The organism is Streptomyces sp. A0642 (assembly GCF_004795105.1).
Classification (GTDB): Bacteria; Actinomycetota; Actinomycetes; order Streptomycetales; family Streptomycetaceae; genus Streptomyces.
In genome coordinates, this window is the sequence record NZ_SSBL01000001.1 from 774,381 (window position 1) to 801,071 (window position 26,691).

Below are 26,691 nucleotides of genomic sequence, written 5' to 3' on the forward strand. Positions count from 1 at the left end.
GACATGGCGACCGAAGTCCTCTGGTACATCATTCCGCGCGAAGGCGCCTACCCCTGGGAGCCGGCGGGCAGACGCCCGGTCGACCTCGGCTACCTGACCCAGCTGGCCGGGACGGTCGAGCGGCTCGGCTACAGCGGTGCGCTGCTCGCCACCGACCTGTACGACGTCTGGCCGCTCGGCAGCGCGCTGGCCGCGTCGACCAGCACCCGGTTCAAGCCCCTGCTCGCCGTCCACCCCGGGCTCGTCGCGCCGACCCTGCTCGCGAAGATGGCGCTGAGCTTCGACACGCTCTTCGGCGGACGCCTCCGCTTCAACGTGGTCAACGGTTCAACCAAGCCCCTGCAGGAGTACGGACTCCACGTGGAGCACGACGAACGGTACGAGCTGAGCGCGGAGTACTGGTCGATCGTGAAGCGGCTGACGGCCGGCGAGGTCTTCGACCACAAGGGCCGCTTCTACGACCTGAAGAACGCCGGCGCCTCCTTCCGGGACCTGAAGCCGGTCCAGGACGGACACATCCCGCTCTGGTTCGGCGGCTCGTCCGATCCCGGCATCGAGATGGCCGCCGAGCACGTGGACGTCTTCCTGACCTGGGGCGAGCCGCCGCACCTGCTCAAGGAGAAGCTGGAGAGGGTCCGGGCCAGGGCCGCCGCCTACGGCCGCACGCTCAGGATCGGGCTGCGGCTCCACCTGATCGTCCGGGACACGGAGGCGGAGGCCTGGGCCGCGGCCGACCGGCTCCTGGACGTCACCAGCGACGCGACGTACGCCCGCCAACTCGGCGACCGGGCGGGCGAGGACGGCGTCGGCTGGCAGCGGCAGTTCCGCCAGCACGGTGGAAAGGTTCCCGCGCACGCCCGTGAGCTGGAGGTCCACCCCAACATGTGGCCGGGCATGAGCCTCTTCCGGCCGGGCCCGGGAACCGCCGTGGTGGGATCCACCGCGCAGGTCGTCGAGCGGCTCAAGGAGTTCGAGGACCTGGGCGTCGACACCTTCATCCTCTCCGGCAACCCGCTCCTGGAGGAGGCGTACCGGGTGGCGGAGACGGTGCTGCCGGCGCTGGGCGTCGCACGCTGACGAGCGGGACGCGGGTGCTCCGGCCGGCCGCGGCCGGAGCACGCAGGGACTGCGGCCGTCAGTGACCGGTGGAAGACTCGAAGCATCAGGAATTCCTGCTGTCCGGGAACGGGACCACCGAAGGAGCCGGCCATGCTCACCACCCGTTTCGTCGACGGAGCGCCCAACTGGATGGATCTCGGCACACCGGATCTCGAAGGGGCCAGGGCCTTCTACACCGCTCTCCTCGGCTGGGAGTTCCAGCCCGGCGGCCCCGAGACCGGCGGCTACGGCATGTTCCTGCTGAACGGGAAGACCGTCGGCGGCGCGATGACGGTCACCGAGGAGCAGGCGAAGCCGTCCTGGTCCGTGTACTTCCGGTCGGCGGACGTCGACGCCACCGCCCGGGCCGTGGAAAAGGCCGCGGGGACGGTGGCGTTCCCGCCGATGGACGTGCTGGAGTACGGCCGGATGGGCGGGTTCACCGACCGCGCCGGGGCGTACTTCGGCGTCTGGCAGCCCCGGCAGAACCCGGGACTCGGCCGGGTGAACGAACGGGGCAGCCTCTGCTGGGCCGAGCTGTACACCCCCGACGTACCGGCGGCCGCGGCGTTCTACGGCGCGGTCTTCGGCTGGGAGACCACGCAGACGCCCTATCCGGACGGCACGGGGGCGTACACCGTCGCCCGAACGGCGGGCGGCGGCGAGAAGACCTCGTTCGGCGGGCTCGTCCCGCTGGACGCGGTGCCCGTCCGGGCCGTCGCCGGGCCGCACTGGCTGCCGTACATCGAGGTCGACGACTGCGACGCCGCCGCGACGGCGGTCGAGCGGCTCGGCGGCAAGCTGACACTGGAACCCATGGAGATGGAAGGCGTCGGCACCTTCGCCCACGTCGCCGATCCGTACGGCGCCGCCTTCGCGGTGATCAGGAGCGCGCAGACGCCCGCCGCCTGACCGGGGCGGTCCGGGAACACGCCGCGAGCGGCCCTCCGGCCAGTTGATGGATCGTTGATCAGTCGTTTATCGCGGCAGGGCACTGTGTGGCCCATGCTGATCAACACCGCGACCGACCCCGCTCTCGCCTGGCAGGAGACAGCGCTGTGCGCACAGACGGGGCCCGAGTTCTTCTTCCCCGCCCCCGGCAGCTCCACCCGTGAGGCCAAGCAGCTCTGCAACGCCTGCGAGGGACGAGTGGCCTGCCTGGAGTACGCACTCGACAACGACGAGCGCTTCGGCGTGTGGGGCGGTCTCTCCGAGAAGGAGCGTGACCGGCTCCGCAGAGTGGACCGCGACCGGGCGTGAACGCCGGACGGCGGATCAGGCCGGGATGCGGAACGTCTCGCCGTACATCTGCCAGGTCAGCGGAAGTTCCAGGGCCAGGTTCCCGTCCTCCAGGAACACCCGCTGGGCGGTGTCGAGGCGCGAGGTGTCCTGCTGGTGCTTCTTCGACTTCATCACGGTCCGGGCCGCTTCGAGGAAGGCGTCCAGATAGGCCGTCTCGTCGCCGCCCTCCGCGACCGTGTCCGCCTCGGCCAGGGCCGCCTTCCGGATGCCGTAGAACGCGTCCTCCTCGGACCCGGGACCGTGGAGGACCATGGCGTCGAAGTACATGAACTGACCCAGGGTGCCGAGCCCGTCCAGTTTCGCCAGATGGACGGCCGGTTCGAAGTACTGCTTCAGCCGGACGCGGTCCTGGGCGGCACGGAAGACGGGGTCCTGCGCCGCCTTCTTCCAGGCGGCCGTGAATCCGGGGTCCAGTCCCTCGTGCGAAGCGGAGCCGTCGACCTTGCGCAGCGCGGGAACGAACGGACGCAGCGGACTGTCCGGATGATCCGCGGTGAACGACTCGACGAACGCCAGCATGTCGTGCGTACGGGAGCAGAAGCCGACGATCCCGGCGTTGTACCCCGTGCCGTCCCCGGTGTCCTCGATCGCGCCGTACTGGCTGCGCCAGTCCAGGGTCGATCCCTCGGCGCTGGCCAGCAGCTTCCAGGCGACCTCGCGCATCTTCGGCGCGGCGAGCCCGGGCGGCATCGCGGCGACGCGTGCGTTCAGCTCGCGCAGGTCCTCGTCGTCCGCTCCGGCGTACGGGTCCGCCGCCTCGTCGGCGGCGGCCGGCGCGGTCGGCCGGGGCGAGCCGGTGGGCAGCCCCGGGTCGCCGTCGCCGTTGAAGAGCAGGGAAACGGCGATGGCTATCGGCGCACCGAACAGAACGAGACGGGTCACAGGTTTCACGCGCACAGAGTACGGTCCGCGCGGCCCTGGGCAGGGCTCGGCCCCGGGGGCCGGGGCGAGCCGGGGAAGCCCGCCCCGTCGCGGCCGTGGGGCCGGCCGTCAGGCCTGGGCGCGGGCCGCCAGGCGGGCCTTGCGGGCGGCGAGCTTCTCGTCGAACTTCGACGCCTCGCTGTCCAGCCCGTTCATGTACAGACCGAGCTCCTCCTGCGCCTGGAGGCCCTCCGGGCCCAGGCCGTCGATGTCGAGCACCTTCAGGTAGCGCAGCACCGGCTGGATGACGTCGTCGTGGTGGATCCGCATGTTGTAGATCTCGCCGATCGCCATCTGCGCGGCCGCCCGCTCGAAGCCGGGCATGCCGTGGCCGGGCATCCGGAAGTTCACGACGACGTCGCGTACGGACTGCATCGTCAGGTCCGGCGCGAGCTCGAAGGCGGCGCCGAGGAGGTTGCGGTAGAACACCATGTGCAGGTTCTCGTCGGTCGCGATCCGCGCCAGCATGCGGTCGCAGACGGGGTCGCCCGACTGGTGCCCGGTGTTGCGGTGCGAGACCCGGGTCGCCAGCTCCTGGAACGCCACGTACGCCACGGAGTGCAGCATCGAGTGGCGGTTGTCGGACTCGAAGCCCTCCGCCATGTGCGCCATCCGGAACTGCTCCAGCTTGTCCGGGTCCACGGCGCGCGAGGTGAGCAGGTAGTCGCGCATCACGATGCCGTGACGCCCCTCCTCGGCCGTCCAGCGGTGCACCCAGGTGCCCCAGGCGCCGTCGCGGCCGAAGAGCGAGGCGATCTCGTGGTGGTAGCTGGGCAGGTTGTCCTCGGTCAGCAAGTTCACGACCAGGGCGATCTTGCCGATGTCGGTGACCTTGGACTGCCCGGCCTCCCAGGCCTGGCCGTCCTCGAAGACGCCGGGGAAGTTGCGGCCGTCGGAGAACGGCACGTACTCGTGCGGCATCCAGTCCTTGGCGACCTTGAGATGGCGGTTGAGTTCCTTCTCCACCACCTCTTCCAGCGCGTACAGCAGTTGGGCGTCGGTCCACGCCTGTGAACTGCCGAGGTGGGGAGAGGTGATCGTCACAAGGGCTCCTGGGGACGGGAGAAATTACCTACGGCTTCGTAGGTTACGAGACCGTAGGTTAAAGCGGCGGTAAGGGCTCCGCCAAGCCCATCCGGGCGACAATCGTTCACTCGCTGTCATATCCCCAGCTCAGGCGCGTATACGGAGGGTCAGGGAGGGGCCGGGACAGGGCGTGAAAGGCGCCGAAATCGACTGATCGGCCGCACTCCGCCATCTGCCGCGGACGCCTCCCTCGCCCCGCCCCCGCCCCGTCTCACAGCCCGGCGCGCACCTCCTCGGCCGTGGTGTCCCGGATCCCGCCGTCCAGCAGCAGCCAGCGCGTGATCCCGAGCGATTCGAGGAACGGCACGTCGTGGCTCGCCACGATCAGCGCCCCCTCGTACGCCTCGAGCGCCGCGGTCAGCCGGCGCACGCTCGCCATGTCCAGGTTGTTCGTCGGCTCGTCCAGCATCAGCAGCTGAGGCGCCGGCTCGGCCAGCAGCAGCGAGGCCAGAGCCGCACGGAACCTCTCCCCGCCCGAGAGGGTCCCGGCCGGCCGGTCCGCCCGCGCCCCCCGGAAGAGGAAATGGGCCAGTCGCGCCCTGATGCGGTTGTCCGTGGCGTCCGGCGCGAACCGCGCCACGTTCTCCACCACGCTCAACTCGTCGTCCAGCACATCCAGCCGCTGGGGCAGAAAGCGCAGCGGCAACGACACCGACGCCTCGCCGGACACCGGTTCCAGCTCGCCCGCCAGCGTCCGCAGCAGCGTGGTCTTCCCCGCGCCGTTACGGCCCACCAACGCGATGCGCTCGGGACCGCGCACCTCGAACGCACCCCGCACCCGTGCCCCGTAGGCGAGTTCCAGATCGCTCAGCAGCAGGACACCCTGGCCCGGATGGACCTTGGTGTGCGGCAGTTCGACCCTGATCTCGGCGTCGTCCCGCACCGCCTCGACGGCTTCGTCCAGTCGCTCCTTCGCCTCCGCCAGCCTGCCTGCGTGCATGATGCGGTGCTTGCCGGCAGACTCCTGCGCCGAGCGCTTGCGGGCGCCCATGACGATCTTCGGCTCGCGTTTGCTCTCCTGCATCTTCTGTCCGTAGCGCTTGCGCCGCGCCAGTTTCACCTGGGCCTCGGCGAGTTCGCGCTTCTGGCGGTGCACATCGGCCTCGGCGACCCGCACCATCCGCTCGGCGGCCTCCTGTTCCACGGCGAGCGCCTCCTCGTACGCCGAGAGGTTCCCGCCGTACCAGGTGACCGAGGCGTCCCGCAGATCGGCGATCTGGTCGACCCGTTCCAGGAGTTCCCGGTCGTGGCTGACGACGACGAGAACGCCGTTCCACGCGTCGACCGCCGCGTAGAGACGGCCGCGTGCGTACAGATCCAGGTTGTTGGTCGGTTCGTCCAGCAGCAGGACGTCCGGCCGGGCCAGCAGCAGCGCCGCCAGACGCAGCAGCACGCACTCGCCGCCCGACATCTCACCGATCGTGCGGTCGAGCCCGATGTGGCCGAGGCCGAGCTGGTCGAGCGTGGCGCGTGCCCGCTCCTCCACGTCCCAGTCGTCGCCGACGACGGCGAACCGCTCCTCGGCGACGTCACCCGCCTCGATGGCGTGCAGCGCGGCACGGGTCTCGGCGATGCCCAGGGCGGCGTCGACGCGCAACGCGGTGTCCAGGACCAGGTTCTGCGGCAGATACCCGACCTCGCCCGCCGTCCTGATGTGGCCCTCGGCCGGAGTGAGCTCCCCGGCGATCAGCCGCAGCAGGGTCGACTTGCCGGAGCCGTTGAGCCCGATGAGACCGGTACGGCCGGGTCCCACGGTGAGATCGAAGTTTTCGAGGACCGGGCTGCCGTCGGGCCAGGCGAAGGAGAGCGAGGAGCAGGTGAGGTGAGTGACAGGGGCAGACATAAGGAATCTCCCGGTTGCGAGGAAGGACAGGGGCAACGGGGCGAGACACCGGTCACTGGCTTTCCACGGAAGTTTCCCGGGGGTGGGGACCTGCCGGAAAGGAAGAGGGAAGCCCTGGTCGCGGAGGACGGCTCGAAGAGCTGAGGTCACACTCGGGCACGCGGACATGTGCGGACATGGCACGGCGCGCGACACGGTGTCTCAAGACCTCAGACGAGCAACGTCCTACTCCTATCGGCGACGACAAGGACGAGTTCGAAGGTACGGCGGCCCGGCGGGACGGGCAAGCGGATTAAAAGGTCCTGTCCCGCGCGAAGGCCCCGGGCGTCGTCAGCAGGGACCACCGAGCAGATGCGTCAGGCTCCGGTCCAGATCCAGGAAGCGGTGCTCGTCCCCCGAGGGGACCAGCTCCTGCGCGCGCCGCAGGAACCGGCGCAGCTCCGCCGTGTGCACGTGCACCATGGCGATGCCCTCGGCGGCGTGGAACTCCAGCACCGTGCGGTCGTATCCGAAGGGCCTGACGCGGACGTCCCCGACCCCGGCCGGCCCGTCCACCCCCGCCGCCAGCAGCTCCCGGGAGAACTCCCAGGACACCTCGGCCCCTTGCAGCGTCGCCGGCGCGGGGAACGCCATGCGCACGGCGAAGGGATCCGTGCGGTTGTAACTCAGCACCGCGGGCAGTGTTTCCATCTGCGGTGCTGATGCGACCATGCGGGCCTGCACGGACTGTTCGATTTCGGTGGACACGACCTGCTCCCTCTCGCGACCGGTGGAACGGTTTCCGGCACGTGCGGCGTCCGGCGCTCTTGTACAGACGACGGAACCCGCCGATCCGTGCACCGGAGCACGGCGTGAGCTGCGTCACCGCGTGCCGCTGCCTGCACGGGTGCCCACTTCCCGGCGGCCCACCCGGATCCATGCACCCTGGACGTCACGTGACCCGTGGGTTAGCTTCCAGCGCCATGAACGTCATGGGGAAGACGAGACGACTGATGTCACTGGGACTGTGCGGGGCGGCGCTGGCCGCCGCGCTGGCCGCGCCCGCGGCCCACGCCGCACCCGGCGAACGGCACGGGCCGGCCTGGACGCCCACCGACACGGGCGCCGACGCGCGTTTCCGCGGTCTCGCGGCCGTCAGCAGCCGTACGGCCTGGCTCGCGGGCTCGAAGGGCACCGTGCTGCGCACCACCGACGGCGGCCGGCACTGGCGCGACGTCTCGCCGCCGGGTGCGGCCGACGCGGGGCTGGAGTTCCGGGACATCGAGGCCTTCGACGCCCGGCGGGCCGTGGCCCTGGCGATCGGCGAGGGCGAGGCATCCCAGGTGTGGCGTACGGACGACGGCGGGGCCACCTGGACCGAGTCGTTCCGCAACACCGACGCCCGCGCGTTCTACGACTGCCTCACGTTCTTCGACAGCCGCCACGGCCTCGCCATGAGCGACCCCGTCGACGGACGGTTCCGCATCCTTTCCACCGCCGACGGGGGCCGCAGCTGGGACGTGCTGCCCAGCGCCGGCATGCCCGAGGCGCAGTCCGGCGAGGCCGGGTTCGCGGCCAGTGGCCAGTGCCTGGTCAGTTCCGGTCCGAAGGACGTCTGGCTGGCGACCGGCGGGGCGGCTGTCGCCCGGGTCCTGCACTCGCGCGACCGCGGACTGACGTGGACCGCGACCCCCTCGCCGATCCCGGCCGGCGACCCGGCACGGGGTGTCTTCGGCCTCGCCTTCAGGGACCGCGGTCACGGCATCGCGGTGGGCGGCGACTACCGCACCGACCAGCCCTCGCCCCGCGCCTCCGCCGTCACCTCCGACGGGGGCCGCGGCTGGCAGCCGTCCCGGACGCCGCCCGCCGCCTACCGCTCCGGCGTCGCCTGGCTGCCGCACAGCCGGTCGGCGGCCCTGGCGGTCGGCCCGACCGGCACGGACCTCACCACGGACGGCGGCCGTACCTGGCGCACGGTCGACACCGGCTCCTACGACACGGTCGACTGCACGGCGGACGGGAGTTGCTGGGCAGCCGGCGAGAAGGGGCGGGCCGCACGCGCGGTCATCCGCTGAGAACGGACGGCCGGACAGGCGTCGGTGCCTGTCCGGCGGTTCACAGCCGGTCGGTCCGAACCTGCTGACGGTACGGAGCGAGCGCGTCTGCCGTCTTCGTCGCGATGAACTCCGTGATCCGGTAGGCGCAGACGCCGTGGACGACGAACGGGTCGGACGCGGTGAGCCGTGTGATCGCGTCCCGGTCGTCGCCGACCGCGAGAATCACCCCGCCCTCGCGCGGGTTCTTGCGGCCGGAGGCGATGAACACCCCGGCCGCGTACTGGACGTCGAGCCAGGCGACGTGCTCCTCCAGCAGCGCGTCGACGCGGTCCAGCGGGGCGGTGTAGGCCAGCTCAAGTACGAACATGACCAGCAGGTTACGGGAGCGCCACCTGCGGCCCTGCGTTCGATTCGCCGCCCGGCCGCCCGTGCCGGCCGGTCTAAGCTGGCCTGCACCATGACGACACTCCGGATGCCCGCAGACGAGGCCGAGGCACGTGCCCTCCAGGACACCCTGCGCACCCGGGTGGTACTCGACGAGACGGGGCCGCCACCGGGCACCGGACGGGTGACGGGCGTCGACGTGGCCTACGACGACGAACGAGACGTCGTGGTGGCGGCGGCCGTCGTGCTGGACGCGGCCACCCTGGAGGTGGTGGCCGAGTCCACCGCCGTCGGGCAGGTCACCTTCCCGTACGTGCCGGGACTCCTCGCCTTCCGTGAGATCCCCACCGTGCTGGCCGCCCTGGAGTCCCTGCCCGTCGACCCGGGTCTCGTCGTCTGCGACGGCTACGGGCGGGCACACCCGCGCCGCTTCGGCCTCGCGAGCCACCTGGGCGTGCTCACCGGGCTCCCCGTCATCGGCGTCGCGAAGAATCCGTTCACCTTCTCCTACGAACAGCCGGGCCCCCACCGCGGCGACCGGTCCCCGCTGCTGGACGGGGACGAGGTCGTGGGGCAGGCGTTGCGCACCCAGGACGGGACCAAACCGGTGTACGTCTCCGTCGGACACCGCACGGGCCTGGACAACGCCTGCGCGCACACGCTGGTGCTGGCCCGCGACTTCCGTCAGCCGGAGACCACCCGCAGGGCCGACGCGTTGTGCAGGCGGGCGCTCCGTGAGGCGACCGCCTGAACGGCTTCCGGCGCCACCGGAGAGGACGGCGGACCGCTGTCGCGAGGTGGAGCGTCAGGCGGGCGAGAAGACGTGGTCGCTGATCAGCCGGGTGGCGCCGACGACCCCGGCGACCGGCCCGAGTTCGCCCGGCACGATCGGCAGATTGCCGGTCGCCAACGGCAGCGACTGGTGATAGATCTGGGTGCGGATGCTCGCCAGGAGGCGGTGGCCGAGCCCCGTGAGCCCGCCGCCGATGACGACCAGGCCGGGGTTGAAGAAGCTGACGAGGCCGGCGATGACGTGGCCGGTGCGCGTTCCGCCCTCGCGGATCAGGTCCTGGGCAGCGGTGTCCCCGGCGCCCGCGGCGGCCGACACGTCCGCCGCCGTCAGCCGCCCGGCCGACGCGAGCCGCTCGGCCAGTGCGGCCGAGCCGCCGGACCGGGCGAGTGCCGTCGCGTCGCGGGCCAGCGCGTTCCCGCTGAAGCAGGCTTCCAGACAGCCGGTGTTGCCGCAGGGGCACCGGGGCCCGTCCGGTTCCACCCGGATATGACCGATGTCGCCCGCGCTTCCGGTCACACCCCGGCGTACCTCGCCGTCGACGACGATGCCACAGCCGATCCCCGTCCCCAGTTTCACGCACAGGAAGTCGCGCACGGACCGGGCGGCGCCGGCCTGTTGCTCGCCCAGCGTCATCAGGTTCACGTCGTTGTCGACGAGGACCGGACAGCCGAGCTCGCGGCTCATCGCCTCGCGGACCGGGAAACCGTTCCACCCGGGCATGATCGGAGGTGCCACGGGGACACCCTCCGGGAACCGGACGGGTCCCGGCACACCGATCCCGGCACCGTCGAAGTGCTCCACCGACGTCGTCCGGCGCAGCCGGTCGACCAGCGCCAGCACCTGCTCGAGGACCGCGACCGGGCCGTCCCGCACATGCAGCGGTGCGGCCAGATGGCCGATGATCTCCAACTCCGCGTTGCTGACCGCGACATCCACGGAGGTGGCGCCGATGTCCACACCGAGGAAACGGAACGACGGGGCGACCCGGACGTTGTACGAGCGGCGGCCGCCGCGGGAGGCGGCGAGGCCGTCGGGGACGATCAGCCCGGACTCCGTCAGCCGCTCGATCTCGAACGCGAGCTTGGAACGCGAGAGTTCCACCAGACCGCCCAGAGCGACCCGGGACTGCGGCCCGAGGTCGCGCAGCAGGCGGAGCAGACGGGCCTGATGCAGATTGGCCGGTCGGACCGTCGAGCTCCTCACGCCGCCCCCGTGGTGGTAAGTGTCTCGGCCCTGACCGATGTTCGGGCTCGGGTCGCGTCGGACGGTAGCACCGTGCCGACCGTGGGAAAAGATACTTATGCGCCGACTCGCAGGACTTTCCATCGGTCAGGGACAAAGCCGGTGTGCCGAAGCGGTGTGCGGCAGGCCGGTTCGGCGCCGCCCGTCCGTGCGCAGACGGCAGGGCCCGGTGGGGGGAGTGGTCGGACTCCGCCCCACCGGGCCCGGTGCGCTGCTCGCGTGGTCCTTGCGGATCACGGCTCAGCGGCCGTCAGGACCCCTGTCCCGCATCCCGACGTCGGACTGCGCGGCGGCCTTCTTGATCGCTGCGGCCTCGCGCTGGTCGAGGACTCCTTCCTTCCGCAGCACGGTGACGAGGTCCCCGACGTGGGAGACGAACGCGCCGTGGTTCTTCCAGGCCCGGTGGTCCTCGATCAGCTCGTTGATCGTGCAGCCGTTGGCCGTGACACGGTTCGGGACACCGGTGTTGACCAGACCGGTGAACACGGTGGACCGGTCGTCCGTCTCGGCGCAGTCGGCCGGCGGCTTGCCGTCGACGACCGTGAGGGACAGTGACTTCGGGGTGGACGTGTTACCGGCCTTGTCACTGGCCCGGTAGAGCAGGGTGTGGCTCCCGGACTTGGTGATCGCCACCGGGCCGGAGTACCCGAGGTAGGGCCCGCCGTCGAGCGAGTACTCGATGCCGGCCACACCCGACTCCGTGTCGGACGCGGTCACCGCCACCGTCGCGCTGCCCACGTACGCACCGGCGTCGTCCTTCGTCCCGGAAACGGACGCCGACACCTCCGGCGCGGTCCGGTCCTCGGGCGGAGCCGCCACGACGGTGAACTTCACCGACTGCACGGCGGAGGTGTTGCCCGCCCGGTCCGCGGCCCGGTAGGAGAGGGTGTGCTGGCCCGTGGTGCTGACGGCGACGGGGGCGGTGTAGGGCTTGTACGTGGTGTCGTCGAGGGCGTATTCGATGGTGCCGATGCCGGATTCGGTGTCGGAGGCGGTCACGGTCACGGTCGCGGTGGAGACGTACGCTCCGGCGCTGTTCTTGGTTCCGGTGACGGTGGCGGAGGTGTCGGGTGGGGTGGTGTCCTTCGGGGGTTGGGGTGCGGCGACGGTGAAGGTGACCGACTTGGCGGTGGAGGTGTTTCCGGCCTTGTCGGTGGCCCGGTAGGAGAGGGTGTGCTGGCCCGTGGTGTTCACGGCGACGGGGGCGGTGTAGGGCTTGTACGGGGTGCCGTCGAGGGCGTATTCGATGGTGGCGACGCCCGATTCGGTGTCCGTGGCGGTCACGGTGACCGTGGCGCTGTCGAGGTATTCGCCGGCGTCGTTCTTCGTTCCGGCGACGGAGGCCGAGACCGCGGGCGCCGTTTCGTCCTGGGGCGGGGCGGCTACGACGGTGAAGGTCACGGACTTCGGGGTGGAGGTGTTTCCGGCCTTGTCGGTGGCCCGGTAGGAGAGGGTGTGCTGCCCGGTGGTGTTCACGGCGACGGGACTGGTGTAGGGCTTGTACGGGGTGTCGTCGAGGGCGTATTCGATGGTGCTGACGCCGGATTCGGTGTCGGAGGCGGTCACGGTCACGGTCGCGGTGGAGACGTACGCTCCGGCGCTGTTCTTGGTTCCGGTGACGGTGGCGGAGGTGTCAGGTGGGGTGGTGTCCTTCGGGGGTTGGGATGCGGCGACGGTGAAGGTGACCGACTTGGCGGTGGAGGTGTTTCCGGCCTTGTCGGTGGCCCGGTAGGACAGGGTGTGCTGTCCAGCGGTGCTGACGGCGACGGGACTGGTGTAGGGCTTGTACGTGGTGCCGTCGAGGGCGTACTCGATGGTGGCGACGCCCGATTCGGTGTCCGTGGCGGACACGGTGACCGTCGCGGTGCCGACGTACTCCCCGGCGCTGTTCTTGGTCCCGGCGACGGACGCGGACGCCTCGGGGGCGGTGGCGTCCCCGCCGGGAGCGGCCGTGACGACCAGCTCGCCCACCATCATCTGGTGGCCCGGCATGGCGCAGAAGTACCGGTAGACGCCGGGCGTGAGCGTGACCTCCGCCGAGTGCTTGCCGCCCTCCGCATCGAAGGGGCTCGCCAGGATGTTCAGGCTGACATCGTTGTTGTAGTCGCCGTTCGCCGAGTCGAACGTGAGCGTGTGCGTCAGCCCCGTCGTGTTGCCCGTCGCCGCGCTGCTCTCGAACACGATGGTCGTCCTGCCCGCCACCGCGGTGGCGGGAGCCGACGTGTACTCGGTGTAGTCGTCGCCGGCCGTCCAGGTGAGCACCTGGTTCGCCGCCGCCGGCTCCGCCGAGCGGTTCGCCGCGGCGTACGCGGCCGGAACGGCCAGGGCGAACGCGGTGAAGACCACCGCCATCAGCGCCATCAGCGCCGGATGCTCACCGAACCGGTCACGTAGCGCAGATCTTGAGGGGGGCGGATCCGTCTGGTCATGGAGCAGTCTTCTGGACACTGCTGCACCTTTCGGGAAATCGCTGGTGCGGCACCGCATAGGACTCACGGCCCCGCCTGCTGGACGATCAGTCGCCGGGATGAGCGCGTTCCGAGGTACGAGTGGCTGCTCACGGGACCGGCAGCCCGGCCCGGGCGGGAGGGTGCGCGCAGCCTCCTCCAACGTGGCAACGTCGGGAAGTTAGCGGTTCTTTTGACTATTCGCCAAGACCTATGACGAGAATCCAACGAACTTTGACCTGAGTCTGGAAAAACTGGATGCCCGGCCGCTACGGTGTCCAGCGTTCCGAGGTGAATCCCTCCACCCAGTCGGTCCGGTGCCGGCCGCAGCCGGCCCATCGAGCCGAGTCAGAGCTCACGTCAGGTCCTGGCCCCGTCCGACCGCCGCCACCCGAAGTCCGGTCCGGCGACCGTCCCGCCCCCGGCGGGAGCGCACGCCAGGCGCACCACGCGTACCGCCGTGACACGGCAGCTGCCGTCGTCGGCGGCTCGGACCACGACCACGAGACGACCGCGTGCACCTTCGCGTTTCGAGGAATTGGAGAGCGATGTTCGACTCAGACTCAGGTATGAGACGCCACTTCTCCCGGCGGGCGTTCGCCACCGGGGCGGCGGCCGCGGCGGTCGTGCCCACGGTGCTGGGCGCTACCGCGGCCGTATCGAAGGACAAGCCCGGCGAGGGCAACGGGCAGGGGAACAACAAGGGAACCGTCCGTCGGCTGACCCTGTACATGGAGAAGCTGCCGAACGGGGAGATGGGCTACGGCCTCGAGCCCGGCAAGGCGTCCGTGCCCGGCCCGCTCATCGAGCTGACCGAGGGCGACACGATGAACATCGAGGTCGTCAACAACCTGGACGTCGCCGCGAGTCTGCATGTGCACGGCGTGGACTACGACGTGGCGAGCGACGGAACCAAGATGAATGACAGCGTTGTCGAACCCGGTGGCCGCCGGACGTACGTCTGGCGCACCCACGCGCCGGGGCCCAACCACGACGGCACGTGGGAGACGGGCAGCGCCGGCTACTGGCACTACCACGATCACCAGGTGGGCACCGAGCACGGCACGGGAGGCCTCAAGAAGGGGCTGTACGGGCCGGTCGTCGTACGCAGGAAGGGCGACGTGCTGCCCGACAAGCAGTTCACCGTGGTGTTCAACGACATGACGATCAACAACAGGGCCCACCACGACGTCCCGACGCTCAAGGCCGTCGTCGGCGAGCGGGTGGAGTTCATCGTCATCACGCACGGGGAGTTCTTCCACACCTTCCACGTGCACGGACACCGCTGGGTCGACAACCGCACCGGCCTCATGCAGGGACCCAAGGACGAGACCCGCGTGATCGACACCAAGACCGTCGGCCCGGGGGACTCCTTCGGCTTCCAGGTGGTGGCGGGCGCCCGGGTCGGGGCGGGCAACTGGATGTACCACTGCCATGTCCAGAGCCACGCGGACATGGGCATGGTCGGGATCTTCCAGGTGGCCGACGCCGACGGCAACGTCCCCGGTGGCGGCGGGATGGAGGGGATGGAAGGGATGGCCCACCACTAGCGTCTCCCGCACGCTCCCCGCGCCTCCCCGGTACGGCGTGTCGCCGAGCGAGAGCGCGTCACAGCGGCGGGTCCCGTGACCGGGCGCACGGTCAACGCCTGCCCCCTGCCGTCCGGGCCGGTTCCTGCCGTCCGGGCCGGTTCCTGCCGTCCGGGCCGGTTCCCGCCGTCCGGGCCGGTTCCCGCCGTCCGGGCCGGCCCCCGCCGTCCGGGCCGGCGGCAGCCCGAGAACAGGACAAGGCCCCATCCCCTGATCGCTCTTCCGATTCCGGATCGAGTCAAGGAGTAAGCATGGGCAAGAGAGACCCGTTCACACGGTCGAGGAGAAGCGGAGCCCCGCCCGCGCCGGGCGGGCGACCGAGGCGGCGGGTGCGCCCCTGGCGCCGGGCGGTCGTCATGCTGTCGAGCGCCGCGCTGAGCGTCGGGCTGTCCACGCTGCCCGCCGTGCAGGCCCAGGCGAAACCGGCCGACAGCGCCGGGGAGCGAGCCGCCGCGGCCGACTCCGGCGTGAACGTGCTCGTCTTCCACGGGCCTGCCGCCCAGCAGGACGACCCGGTGAAGAAGGCCGCGGCGGCGATCGCGAAGCTCGGCTCCGAGAACGGGTTCAAGGTCGTCGAGTCCGAGGACGCGAGCGTGTTCAACGCCGCCGGCCTCGCCGACTACCGAGGCGTGGTGTTCCTGTCGGCCGACGGTGTGACGCTCAGTGCCGAGGAGGAGGCCGCGTTCAAGGCGTACATCAGTGACGGCGGCGGTTTCGTCGGCGTGCACGACGCCGCGCGGGCCCAGTCCGACTCCTCCTGGTTCACCGGGCTGATCGGCAGCCGTCCGGCGCTGGGTCTGCCCGACGCCGAGAAGGTCGTCGAGAGCGCGGTCAGCGGGGACAACCCGCCGAACGAGTCGAAGGACAAGCTGTTCGACGGCAAGAACGACACCAAGTGGCTGACCTTCGATCCGACCGGCTGGGTCACCGCGAAGCTCGCCAAGCCCGTCGCGATCGTCAACTACGCGCTGACCTCCGGCAATGACTACACGGGACGCGACCCCAAGGACTGGAAACTCCAGGGGTCGGACGACGGCAAGACGTGGAAGACCCTGGACACTCGGAGCGGCGAGACCTTCACCTCGCGCGGCCAGACCAGGCAGTTCCAGTTCACCAACAAGGACGCCTACCAGAACTACCGGCTGGAGATCACCGCGAACGGCGGTGAGCCGCTGATCCAGCTCGCCGAGCTGCGGCTCTTCACCGCCAACCCGACGCCGCCGCAGGACTCGAAGGTCCAGCAGGCCGTCGTCGACGTGACGGACCGCCGGCACCCGGCCAACAAGGGGCTGCCCCTCAACTGGACCCGCTCCGACCAGTGGATCAACTGGGACCCCAACCCCATCGGCAAGGTCCACACCCTCGCCCAGGTGGAGGAGAACGCGTACAAGCCGGGCCTCAGCGCCAACGGCCCCTTCCACCCGATCTCGTGGTGCCGTGACTACGAGGGCGGCAGGTCCTTCTACACCGGCATGGGGCGCACCGAGGAGAGCTACACCAGCGACCCGAAGTTCCAGGACCACCTCCTCGGCGCCATCGAGTGGACCACCGGCATGGTGCGGGGTGACTGTCAGGCCACCATCGCGTCCAACTACACCACCGAGCGGCTGACCGCCCAGAACAAGGCCGGGCAGCTGGACCAGATCGGTGAGCCGCACGGTCTGACCATGGCGCCCGACGGCAAGGCCTTCTACATCGGCAAGGCCGCCTGCCCGTCCGGAGCGGTCGTCGACTGGAACGACCCCAAGGTCGGCCTGGGCTGCGGCACCATCCACCAGTGGGACCCCGCCACCAAGAAGGTCAAACTGCTCACCACGCTCGACGTGATGGGGAACCGGGGCAGTGGCGACGAACTGGTCAAGAACGAGGAAGGCCTCATCGGCATCACCCTCGACCCGAAGTTCGAGAAGAACGGGTGGATGTACATCTTCTGGATGCCGCACGACTCGATCGACCGTGACAAGCGGATCGGCCAGCGGACGGTCTCCCGGCTCACCTACGACTTCGGGTCGGACTCCATCGACCAGGGCACCCGCAAGGACCTGCTGCACTGGGACACCCAGATCCACAGCTGCTGCCACGCCGGTGGCGGGATGGCCTTCGACAGGAACGGCAATCTCTACATCGGCTCCGGTGACAACAACTCCTCGGGCGGCTCGGGAGGGTACTCCGGGAACAACTGGACCGAGGAGTACAAGGGTGTCTCCTTCCAGGACGCCCGCCGCACGGCCGGCAACACGAACAACCTGAACGGGAAGATCCTCCGGATCCACCCCGAGCCGGACGGCACGTACACCATTCCCCAGGGCAACCTCTTCCCGCCGGGAACGGACAAGACCCGTCCCGAGATCTATGTGATGGGTGTCCGCAACATCGCGCGGCTGTCCGTCGACCCGGTGCACAACTGGCTGAACGCCGGCTGGGTCGGCCCGGACGCCGGCGCGCCCGATCCCGAGCTGGGTCCGGCCAAGTACGAGACGGCCACGGTCATCACGTCCGCGGGCAACCAGGGCTGGCCGTACTGCATGGGGAACAAGCAGCCCTACCGCGACCGCAGCAACACCGACGCCAAGAAGCTCACCGGCTGGTACGACTGCGACCACCTCAAGAACGAGTCGCCGCGCAACACCGGTCTGACGGACATCCCGGCGGCCCGCGACAACATGATCTGGTTCTCGCCCCAGGGCGGCGGCCCGGTCTACCCCGAGCGCTCCGACGGCAGCGGCCTGCCGTCGTACGTCGAGAGCGAGGCCACGTACACGGAGCCGTACTTCAAGGGCGGCGGCCAGGCCGTCATGTCGGGTCCGACCTACCACCGCTCCCAGGTGAACACGGAGAGCGGCGACGCCTGGCCGGCGTACTGGGAGGACAAGTGGTTCATCGGCGACGAGTCCAACGCCAACAACCGCGTCGCGGTGACGGTCGACCCGGACCGCGTCAAGGACGCGGGCGCGCCGGCCTTCGGTGAGGACCTCCGCAGCATCATCGCGCCCGGCGGCGGGGCCACCCAGCTGCAGAGCTGGATGGACGCCAAGTTCGGTCCCGACGGCGCCCTGTACATGCTCGACTACGCGGGCGGCTTCTTCAGCCTGCACCCCAACCAGAAGCTCATCCGCATCAGCTACCACGGTGGGCCGGCCACCCCGAACCCGCAGGCCGCGGGAGCGCGCGTGGTCACGCAGAGCAAGCCGAAGACGGTGGCCTTCTCCGGCGCCAGGGCCGGCGGGGTGGCGTGGGAGTGGGACTTCGGCGACGGCAGCGCGCCCTCGCACGAGGCCGCTCCGACGCACACGTACGCCGACTACGGCACGTACCACGCGAAGCTGACGGTCACCTACGCGGACGGTGAGAAGGCCACCGCGACGATCGACGCGAAGGCCGGCTGCTCCGCTCCGGACGCACGCAGGACCGTGAGGCTGCTCGACACCGACACGGGTGTGGCCAACCACAAGGCCGGTGGCGGCTGCACCGTCAACGACCTGATCGACGACGAGGCGTCCTGGCCGAACCACGGCGAGTTCGTCAGTCACGTCAGCAGTGTGGTCAACGACCTCCGCAAGCAGGACGTCCTGGACAACAAGGAGGCGTCGGCGATCGGCAAGGCCGCCGCGCAGAGCCGGATCGGCAAGGTCGCCGGATACCGCCCGCTCTTCGACGGGACGGCGGCGAGCCTGGCCGACTGGCGGCAGGCGGGGCCGGGGAAGTTCTCGCTCCAGTCCGACGGCACCCTGCGCACCTCCGGCGGCATGGGGATGCTCTGGTACGCCGGGAAGGAGCTCGGGGACTTCTCCGTGAGACTCCGGTTCCGGGACGTGGCGCCGGGCACCGCCCATGCCAACACGGGCGTCTTCATCAGGTTCCCGGATCCACGGACGCCCCTGGCCGACCGTCCGGCCGGCAGTTGCGGGACGGTCGGCTCGGCCCGCACCGCCCAGGAGTGGCTCGCCGTCTACTGCGGACAGGAGATCCAGATCTACGACGGCTCCGGGGGCGAGGCCCAGAAGACCGGCTCGGTGTACAACTTCAAGCCGGTGGGTCTCGACAAGGCGGGGGTGACCCCCAAGGGCCAGTGGAACGACTACGAGATCCGTGCGGTCGGACAGCACTACACGATCATCCGCAACGGCGAGGTGATCAACGAGTTCGACAACACACCGGGCAAGGCGTCGTCCCGGGCGGGCGACCCGCCCACGGACCTGCGCCAGTTCCTCAGCGGGTACATCGGGCTGCAGAACCACAGCGACAACGACCTGGCCGAGTTCCGCGACATCCGGGTGCGGAACCTGTAGCAGGGGCGCATGCGGGCAAGCAGGCCGGGACCGCGGCCGTGGGGCCGCGGTCCCGGCCGCGTCCCCGCCGGTGGGCGGCCGTTCCTCCACGCGATGCCGCCCGGCACCGCGAGGCGTGAGGAACGGCCGTCCTGCTGTCCCGGGAAAGCGCCGGGATCAGCAGTCAGGTGACCGGCCTGGTCGAACGTCAAGCTGAGTATCCGTACGGATGGCGCCCGCCGATCATGGTCGGCAGTCTGGACACATGAACGCATCTCGCTCGCATGTCCGAACCGCTCCCCTCCACCCCGCTCAGCGCCGCGTGGCGGCGGGCATGCTGATCGGGGGTGCCGTCGCCTTCGTCTGGGCCGGGGCGATCCTCTACACCCTGGCGTCCTGGATCCTCTAGGCCGCCCGGGGCTGCCGGGGCGTCAGCGCACGTCCGCCACCCGGAAGCGCAGACCGGCGCCGCGCAGCCGCTCCAGCAGCGCGTCTCCCATGGCGACGGCCGTCGTGACCTGCCCCGAGGTGGGCGGCAGCTCGTCGAGCGCCAGGCACAGCGCCGATTCCGCCAGCATCTTCGCCGTCTCGCCGTAACCCGGATCACCGCCCGAGACCTCGGTGAGGACCCGGCGGCCACCGCCCTCGCCGACGAACCGGACCGTGAACCAGCTCCGGTCGCGGCGCTCCTCGTCCGGGCCGGACCCGGGCTCGTAGCGGTCCATCAGCCAGCTCCGTACCGCCGGAACCTGCGCCGCGCCGACCAGCACCCCCACCGCCGCGGTGCCTGCCAGGGCCAGCGGGAGATGCTTCACCGAGGCGTAGTGCCGGTAGCGGAAGTCGGGGCCGTAGCGGGGGAGTGCGCGGGCCGAACGCTTCACGATCTGCGCGTCGAGCGTCGGCAGGGGCAGCGCCCAGGTGCCGGTCTCCGCGCTGAAGCGGGGCACGCCGAGCGGGGCGGCGGCGCGGCGGGCGACCAGCCGGGGCTCGTGGAGACGGCGCTCCCTGGCGGCGCGCACCATCTGCGGGCCGCGGCCCATGATGGTGAGGGTGGAGGCCAGCGTGCCGCCCGAGATGAAGGCGTTGGAGCGGACGAATCCGTCGATGCGGAGCGGAACGTCCTCGGGCAGCTGCTGGACCGTGAAGTACACGCCCAGATCGTGCGGTACGGAGTCGAAGCCGCACGCGTGCAGGATCCGGGCCCCGGTCTCGCGCGCCCGGGCGTCGTGCTCCAGATACGTCCGGTCGGCGAACTCCGGCTCACCCGAGAGATCCGTGTAGTCCGTCCCCGCCTCGGCGCAGGCGGCGACCAGCTTCTTTCCGTACCAGATGTACGGGCCGACGGTGGTGGCCACCACATGGGTGGACTCGGCCAGTTCGCGCAGCGCGTCCGCGTCGTCGGCGTCGGCGCGCAGCAGCGGCAGGTCCGCGCAGTGGGGATGCAGCGCGGTGAGCCGGTCGCGCAGCTCTTCCAGTTTGGCGCGATTGCGCCCCGCCAGGGCCCAGCGGCAGCCGTCCGGGGCGTGGGCCGCCAGATACGCGGCGGTGAGTTCACCCACGAAGCCGGTAGCGCCGAAGAGGACTACGTCATAGGGGCGTGGTGCCCCGCTCTGCCTGTTCACGAGTGCCTCCGCGAGGGCTGCGCCGATGTGGCAGGCAGAGGGTAGCGGAGCTGTACGTGGCGCTGCGCGACCGGGGAGGCCGCGTGCGAGAAGATCAGCCACGAAGGAACTAAGCGCTTGCTCGCTCCAAGGGGTTGTGCGGAGGGCGGCGCGTTCTTAGCATCATCGATGTTACATCGGTTGTGTCATACCGCCGGAGGCTCGATGGCAACGACAGGGAACGGCTCGCACGGGTCGCGCGGCCCGCTGGCCGGGGTGCGCGTGGTCGAGCTGGCGGGCATCGGGCCCGGCCCGTTCGCCGCGATGCTCCTGGCCGATCTGGGCGCCGACGTGGTGCGGGTCGACCGGCCCGGCGGGGCCGGCCTCGGCATCGAGCCGGCCGGTGACCTCACCAACCGCAACAAGCGCTCCGTCCTGGTCGACCTCAAGGCCGCGACCGGTCCGGACACGGTCCTGGACCTGGCCGAGCGCGCGGACGTCCTGATCGAGGGCTACCGGCCCGGGGTCGCCGAACGCCTGGGCGTCGGACCGGACGCCTGCCTGGCCCGCAATCCTCAGCTCGTCTACGGACGGATGACCGGCTGGGGCCAGGACGGCCCCCTCGCGGAGCGGGCCGGGCACGACATCGCCTACATCGCCGTCACCGGGGCCCTCTCGATGATCGGCACGGCGGGGGAGCCGCCCGTCGTCCCGGCCAACCTGCTCGGCGACTACGCCGGCGGCTCGCTCTACCTCGTCGTCGGCATCCTCGCCGCCCTCCAGCACGCCCGGACCCCCGGCGGCAGCGGACAGGTCGTCGACGCGGCGATCGTCGACGGCACCGCGCACCTCACCATGATGATCCACGGCATGCTGCAGGCCGGTGGCTGGCAGGACCGGCGCGGCTCCAACCTCCTGGACGGGGGCTGCCCGTTCTACGGCTCGTACGAGACCGCCGACGGCGCCCACATGGCGGTCGGGCCGCTCGAGAAGCGGTTCTACGCCGAGTTCACCGAACTCCTCGGCATCGCCGAGACCGCACCCGACCGGGGCGACCTCGCCCGCTGGGACGAACTGCGCGCCCTCGTCGCCGCCCGGTTCCGCACCCGCACCCGGGCCGAGTGGACCGAGGTCTTCGACGGCTCGGACGCCTGCGTGGCCCCCGTTCTCTCCCTGCGCGAGGCACCGCACCACCCGCACCTCGCCGCCCGCTCCACCTTCGTCGAACACGGCGGACTCACCCAGCCCGCGCCCGCGCCCCGGTTCTCGGCCACGCCCTCCTCGGTGCACAGCGGACCGGCCCTGCCGGGCGCGGACACCGAAGCCGTCGCCGCCGACTGGGGCGTACCGGCCCTGCGGACCACCCGGAAGGACACGACCGACTGATGCAGCGGCAGATCTTCACCGAGGAGCACGACGCGTTCCGCGAGACGGTCCGCACCTTTCTGTCCAAGGAAGTCCTCCCGTACTACGAACAGTGGGAGAAGGACGGCATCGTCTCGCGCGAGGCCTGGCGCGCCGCCGGCCGGCAAGGGCTGCTCGGCCTCGCCGTGCCCGAGGAGTACGGGGGCGGCGGTAACACCGACTTCCGCTACAGCGCCGTCCTCGCCGAGGAGTTCACCCGGGCGGGCGCCCCCGGCCTCGCGCTCGGCCTGCACAACGACATCATCGGCCCCTACCTCACCGGTCTCGCCACCGAGGAGCAGAAGCGGCGCTGGCTGCCCGGCTTCTGCAGCGGCGAGATCATCACCGCCATCGCGATGACCGAACCCGGCGCCGGCTCCGACCTCCAGGGCATCCGCACCACCGCCGAGGACAAGGGCGACCACTGGCTGCTCAACGGCTCCAAGACGTTCATCTCCAACGGCATCCTCGCCGACCTCGTGGTCGTCGTCGCGAAGACCACCCCGGACGGCGGCGCGAAGGGCCTCTCGCTGATCGTCGTCGAACGCGGCGCCGAGGGCTTCGAACGCGGCCGCAACCTCGAAAAGATCGGCCAGAAGTCCCAGGACACCGCGGAGTTGTTCTTCCACGACGTGCGCGTCCCCAAGGAGAACCTCCTCGGTGAACTCAACGGCGCCTTCCTCCACCTGATGACCAACCTCGCCCAGGAACGGATGGGCATAGCCGTCGCCGGGATCGCCGCCGCCGAGCACCTCCTGGAGATCACCACCACCTACGTCAAGGAGCGCGAGGCCTTCGGGCGTCCGCTCTCCAAGCTCCAGCACATCCGCTTCGAGATCGCGGAGATGGCCACCGAGTGCGCCGTCACCCGCGCCTTCCTCGACCGGTGCATCGTCGACCACTCGGACGGGACACTCGACGCCGTGCACGCCTCCATGGCGAAGTGGTGGGCGACCGAACTGCAGAAGCGCGTCGCGGACCGCTGTCTGCAACTGCACGGCGGATACGGCTACATGGCGGAGTTCCCGGTGGCCAGGGCCTTCACCGACGGCCGTATCCAGACCATCTACGGAGGAACGACCGAGATCATGAAGGAGATCATCGGCCGCTCGCTGCTCGCCTGACCGCGTTCGCCACCACGCCCGCGCCACCACCCTCGAAAGGCAGCTGTCTTGAGTACCGAAGCATTCGTCTACGACGCGATCCGCACCCCGCGCGGCCGCGGCAAGGCCAACGGGGCCCTGCACGGCACCAAGCCGATCGACCTCGTCGTCGGCCTGATCCACGAGCTCCGCGGCCGCTTCCCGGGCCTGGACCCGGCGGCCATCGACGACATCGTCCTCGGTGTGGTCAGCCCGCTCGGCGACCAGGGGTCCGACATCGCGCGCATCGCCGCCATCGCGGCCGGCCTCCCCGACACCGTCGCGGGAGTCCAGGAGAACCGCTTCTGCGCCTCGGGCCTGGAGGCGGTCAACCTCGCGGCCGCCAAGGTCCGTTCGGGCTGGGAGGACCTCATCCTGGCGGGCGGCGTCGAGTCGATGTCCCGCGTCCCGATGGGCTCCGACGGCGGCGCCTGGGCCATGGACCCGATGACGAACTACGAGACCGGCTTCGCGCCGCAGGGCATCGGCGCCGACCTCATCGCGACCATCGAGGGCTTCTCGCGCCGCGACGTCGACGAGTTCGCCGCCCTGTCCCAGGAGCGGGCGGCCGAGGCGTGGAAGGACGGCCGCTTCGCTCGGTCCGTCGTCCCCGTCAAGGACCGCAACGGCCTCGTCGTCCTCGACCACGACGAGCACATGCGCCCCGGCACCACGGCCGACTCCCTCGCGGCGCTCAAGCCGTCCTTCGCGGCCATCGGCGAGATGGGCGGCTTCGACGCGGTGGCTCTCCAGAAGTACCACTGGGTGGAGAGGATCGACCACGTCCACCACGCGGGCAACTCCTCCGGCATCGTCGACGGAGCCGCCCTCGTCGCGATCGGCTCGAAGGAGATCGGGGAGCGCTACGGACTCACCCCGCGCGCCCGGATCGTCTCCGCCGCCGTCTCCGGATCCGAGCCCACCATCATGCTCACCGGTCCCGCGCCCGCCACCCGCAAGGCGCTCGCCAAGGCCGGCCTGACCATCGACGACATCGACCTCGTCGAGATCAACGAGGCCTTCGCCGGCGTCGTGCTGCGCTTCGTCCGCGACATGGGGATCTCCCTCGACAAGGTCAACGTCAACGGCGGCGCCATCGCGCTCGGCCACCCGCTCGGCGCCACCGGCGCGATGATCCTCGGCACGCTCATCGACGAACTGGAGCGCCGCGACGAGCGCTACGGCCTCGCCACCCTCTGCGTCGGCGGCGGCATGGGCGTCGCCACCGTCATCGAGCGTCTCTGACCGTTCCCCTTCCTACGGAGAAGACAAGCAAATGACCGAGAGCACGACCATTCGCTGGGAACAGGACGAGACCGGCGTCGTCACCCTCGTACTCGACGACCCCCACCAGTCCGCCAACACGATGAACCAGGCCTTCCGGGACTCCATCGAGGCCGTCGCCGACCGCGCCGAGGCCGAGAAGGACTCCATCCGAGGCATCATCTACGCCTCCGCCAAGAAGACCTTCTTCGCGGGCGGCGATCTCAAGGACATGATCAGGATCGGCCCCGAGAACGCCCAGGCCGCGTTCGACGCCGGCACCGCGATCAAGAGGTCGCTGCGCCGCATCGAGACCCTCGGCAAGCCCGTCGTCGCCGCGATCAACGGCGCGGCCCTCGGCGGCGGTTACGAGATCGCCCTCGCCTCCCACCACCGCGTCGCCCTGGACGCCCCCGGCTCGCGCATCGGCCTGCCGGAGGTGACCCTCGGCCTGCTGCCCGCCGGTGGCGGCGTCACCCGCACCGTGCGCCTCATGGGGATCGCCGACGCGCTGCTCAAGGTGCTGCTCCAGGGCACCCAGTACACGCCGCGGCGCGCCCTGGAGAACGGCCTGGTCCACGAGGTCGCGGCCACCCCCGAGGAGATGCTGGCCAAGGCCCGCGCCTTCATCGAGGCGAACCCCGAGTCCCGGCAGCCCTGGGACGTCAAGGGCTACCGGATCCCCGGCGGCACCCCGTCGAACCCCAAGTTCGCCGCCAACCTGCCGGCCTTCCCGGCCAACCTGAAGAAGCAGCTCGCCGGCGCCCCCATGCCCGCCCCGCGCAACATCCTGGCCGCGGCCGTCGAGGGCGCGCAGGTCGACTTCGAGACCGCGCTCACCATCGAGGCCCGCTACTTCACCGAGCTGGTCACCGGCCAGGTGTCGAAGAACATGATCCAGGCGTTCTTCTTCGACCTCCAGGCCGTCAACTCCGGCGCCAGCCGCCCCCAGGGCATCGAGGAGCGCCAGGTCCGCAAGGTCGCCGTCCTCGGCGCCGGGATGATGGGTGCGGGCATCGCCTACTCCTGCGCCCGGGCCGGCATCGACGTCGTCCTCAAGGACGTCTCCGCGGAGGCCGCGGCCAAGGGCAAGGCGTACAGCGAGAAACTGCTCGACAAGGCGCTCTCCCGCGGCCGGACGACCGAGGCGCAGCGCGACGAACTGCTGGCCCGCATCACCCCGACCGGCGACCCGGCCGACCTCGCGGGCTGCGACGCCGTCATCGAGGCCGTGTTCGAGGACACCGCGCTCAAGCACAAGGTGTTCCAGGAGATCCAGGACATCATCGAGCCGGACGCCCTGCTCTGCTCCAACACGTCCACGCTGCCGATCACCGTGCTGGCCGAAGGAGTCGCGCGCCCCGTCGACTTCATCGGGCTGCACTTCTTCTCGCCCGTCGACAAGATGCCGCTCGTCGAGATCATCAAGGGCGAGAAGACCGGCGACGAGGCGCTGGCCCGCGCCTTCGACCTGGTCCGCCGGATCAAGAAGACGCCGATCGTCGTCAACGACTCGCGCGGCTTCTTCACCTCGCGCGTCATCGGCCAGTTCATCAACGAGGGCGTCGCCATGGTGGGCGAGGGCGTCGAGCCGGCGTCCGTCGAGCAGGCCGCCGCGCAGGCGGGCTACCCGGCCAAGGTGCTCTCCCTGATGGACGAGCTGACGCTCACCCTGCCGCGCAAGATCCGCAACGAGACGCGCAAGGCCGTGGAGGAGGCGGGCGGCAGCTGGGCGGGCCACCCCTCCGACGCGGTCATCGACCGGATGGTCGACGAGTTCGGCCGCCCCGGACGCAGCGGCGGCGCGGGCTTCTACGACTACGACGAGAGCGGCGGGCGCACCCGTCTGTGGCCCGGGCTGCGCGAGCACTTCGGGGGCTCCGGGGGTCGCTCCCCGGATGGACACAGCACGAAGCCGGACACGGACATCTCCTTCACGGACATGCAGGAGCGGATGCTCTTCTCCGAGGCCCTGGACAGCGTCCGCTGCCTCGAGGAGAACGTCCTGATCACCGTCGCCGACGCCAACATCGGCTCCATCATGGGCATCGGCTTCCCGCCGTGGACCGGCGGCGTGCTCCAGTACATCAACGGTTACGAGGGCGGCCTGCCCGGCTTCGTGGCCCGCGCCCGGGAACTCGCCGAGCGGTACGGGGACCGGTTCCTGCCGCCCCCGCTGCTGGTGGCGAAGGCGGAGAAGGGCGAGACCTTCCACGACTGACGTCGCCGCCCCGGGCCGCACCCGCGCACACGGGGGTGCGGCCCGGGGCGT

The 26,691-nt window shown here is 70.6% G+C and carries 20 protein-coding genes; 12 read left to right on the top strand and 8 right to left on the bottom strand.

The genetic code is table 11. The features are described 5' to 3' along the window. The first annotated feature begins 3 nt into the window (after nt 1-3). From E6R60_RS03240 to E6R60_RS03250, 3 genes are all read left to right on the top strand, one after another. Entirely contained in the window at nt 4-1,077 is a 1,074-nt protein-coding gene (locus E6R60_RS03240; RefSeq protein WP_136324808.1) for an LLM class flavin-dependent oxidoreductase, read from the top strand. Nucleotides 1,078-1,209: 132 nt separating this feature from the next. Next, complete coding sequence (locus E6R60_RS03245; RefSeq protein ID WP_136324809.1) at nt 1,210-2,010, top strand: VOC family protein; 801 nt, start codon at nt 1,210-1,212, stop codon at nt 2,008-2,010. A gap of 93 nt (nt 2,011-2,103) precedes the next feature. After that, entirely contained in the window at nt 2,104-2,358 is a 255-nt protein-coding gene (locus tag E6R60_RS03250) for a WhiB family transcriptional regulator (protein WP_136324810.1), read from the top strand. 15 nt (nt 2,359-2,373) lie between these two features. Here the strand turns inward: E6R60_RS03250 and E6R60_RS03255 are convergent, their stop codons facing one another. The 4 genes from E6R60_RS03255 to E6R60_RS03270 form a co-directional block, all read right to left on the bottom strand. Next, the gene (locus tag E6R60_RS03255) at nt 2,374-3,282 is read right to left on the bottom strand and encodes a chitosanase (protein WP_136324918.1); all 909 of its coding nucleotides are present in this window, start codon (nt 3,280-3,282) and stop codon (nt 2,374-2,376) included. A gap of 108 nt (nt 3,283-3,390) precedes the next feature. Then, nucleotides 3,391-4,365, bottom strand: coding sequence for an acyl-ACP desaturase (locus E6R60_RS03260; protein ID WP_136324811.1), 975 nt, complete (start codon nt 4,363-4,365; stop codon nt 3,391-3,393). Between the two features lie 253 nt (nt 4,366-4,618). Beyond that, a complete protein-coding gene (locus E6R60_RS03265) occupies nt 4,619-6,250 on the bottom strand; it encodes an ABC-F family ATP-binding cassette domain-containing protein (RefSeq protein ID WP_136324812.1) in 1,632 nt (543 codons plus the stop codon). 330 nt (nt 6,251-6,580) lie between these two features. Then, complete coding sequence (locus E6R60_RS03270) at nt 6,581-6,997, bottom strand: SsgA family sporulation/cell division regulator (protein ID WP_136324813.1); 417 nt, start codon at nt 6,995-6,997, stop codon at nt 6,581-6,583. A gap of 215 nt (nt 6,998-7,212) precedes the next feature. On the opposite strand from E6R60_RS03270, the gene E6R60_RS03275 reads away from it, so the two are divergent. Then, the gene (locus E6R60_RS03275) at nt 7,213-8,304 is read left to right on the top strand and encodes an oxidoreductase (protein WP_206309296.1); all 1,092 of its coding nucleotides are present in this window, start codon (nt 7,213-7,215) and stop codon (nt 8,302-8,304) included. 40 nt (nt 8,305-8,344) lie between these two features. On the opposite strand, the gene E6R60_RS03280 is transcribed toward E6R60_RS03275, so the two are convergent. Further along, nucleotides 8,345-8,653 carry a YciI family protein gene (locus tag E6R60_RS03280; protein ID WP_136324814.1) on the bottom strand — a complete coding sequence of 103 codons (309 nt, stop codon included), beginning with the start codon at nt 8,651-8,653 and terminating at the stop codon, nt 8,345-8,347. 90 nt (nt 8,654-8,743) lie between these two features. On the opposite strand from E6R60_RS03280, the gene E6R60_RS03285 reads away from it, so the two are divergent. Further along, the gene (locus tag E6R60_RS03285; RefSeq protein ID WP_206309297.1) at nt 8,744-9,421 is read left to right on the top strand and encodes an endonuclease V; all 678 of its coding nucleotides are present in this window, start codon (nt 8,744-8,746) and stop codon (nt 9,419-9,421) included. A 54-nt stretch (nt 9,422-9,475) separates the two neighbouring features. Here E6R60_RS03285 and E6R60_RS03290 read toward each other — a convergent pair whose 3' ends face one another. After that, a complete protein-coding gene (locus E6R60_RS03290) occupies nt 9,476-10,666 on the bottom strand; it encodes an ROK family protein (RefSeq protein ID WP_240802369.1) in 1,191 nt (396 codons plus the stop codon). A 279-nt stretch (nt 10,667-10,945) separates the two neighbouring features. Further along, complete coding sequence (locus E6R60_RS36530; protein ID WP_240802378.1) at nt 10,946-13,057, bottom strand: Ig-like domain repeat protein; 2,112 nt, start codon at nt 13,055-13,057, stop codon at nt 10,946-10,948. A gap of 664 nt (nt 13,058-13,721) precedes the next feature. Between E6R60_RS36530 and E6R60_RS03315 the strand changes: the two genes are divergently transcribed. The 3 genes from E6R60_RS03315 to E6R60_RS36535 all read left to right on the top strand — a co-directional run bounded on the left by E6R60_RS03315 (nt 13,722) and on the right by E6R60_RS36535 (nt 19,418). Continuing rightward, complete coding sequence (locus E6R60_RS03315) at nt 13,722-14,702, top strand: multicopper oxidase domain-containing protein (protein WP_136324816.1); 981 nt, start codon at nt 13,722-13,724, stop codon at nt 14,700-14,702. 368 nt (nt 14,703-15,070) lie between these two features. Then, nucleotides 15,071-19,030 carry a ThuA domain-containing protein gene (locus E6R60_RS03320; RefSeq protein WP_206309298.1) on the top strand — a complete coding sequence of 1,320 codons (3,960 nt, stop codon included), beginning with the start codon at nt 15,071-15,073 and terminating at the stop codon, nt 19,028-19,030. Nucleotides 19,031-19,274: 244 nt separating this feature from the next. After that, on the top strand, nt 19,275-19,418 hold the full coding sequence (locus E6R60_RS36535; RefSeq protein ID WP_168713526.1) for a hypothetical protein: 144 nt from the start codon (nt 19,275-19,277) through the stop codon (nt 19,416-19,418). Nucleotides 19,419-19,440: 22 nt separating this feature from the next. On the opposite strand, the gene E6R60_RS03325 is transcribed toward E6R60_RS36535, so the two are convergent. Beyond that, nucleotides 19,441-20,631, bottom strand: coding sequence for a saccharopine dehydrogenase NADP-binding domain-containing protein (locus tag E6R60_RS03325; protein WP_136324818.1), 1,191 nt, complete (start codon nt 20,629-20,631; stop codon nt 19,441-19,443). A gap of 204 nt (nt 20,632-20,835) precedes the next feature. Here E6R60_RS03325 and E6R60_RS03330 point away from each other — a divergent pair, with 204 nt between their 5' ends. Genes E6R60_RS03330 through E6R60_RS03345 form a run of 4 tightly spaced genes read left to right on the top strand, consistent with a single transcriptional unit; the run spans nt 20,836 to nt 26,640 of the window. Further along, on the top strand, nt 20,836-21,996 hold the full coding sequence (locus E6R60_RS03330) for a CaiB/BaiF CoA-transferase family protein (protein WP_136324819.1): 1,161 nt from the start codon (nt 20,836-20,838) through the stop codon (nt 21,994-21,996). Beyond that, nucleotides 21,996-23,138 (top strand): acyl-CoA dehydrogenase family protein, encoded by a 1,143-nt coding sequence (locus E6R60_RS03335; protein WP_136324820.1) that lies wholly within the window; start codon nt 21,996-21,998, stop codon nt 23,136-23,138. The genes E6R60_RS03330 and E6R60_RS03335 overlap by 1 nt, the downstream gene beginning before the upstream one ends. Nucleotides 23,139-23,186: 48 nt before the next feature. Next, a complete protein-coding gene (locus E6R60_RS03340; protein WP_136324821.1) occupies nt 23,187-24,401 on the top strand; it encodes an acetyl-CoA C-acetyltransferase in 1,215 nt (404 codons plus the stop codon). Between the two features lie 31 nt (nt 24,402-24,432). Further along, nucleotides 24,433-26,640: a 3-hydroxyacyl-CoA dehydrogenase NAD-binding domain-containing protein gene (locus E6R60_RS03345; RefSeq protein WP_136324822.1), complete on the top strand. Its 2,208-nt coding sequence runs from the start codon at nt 24,433-24,435 to the stop codon at nt 26,638-26,640. The last annotated feature ends 51 nt before the right edge of the window (nt 26,641-26,691 follow it).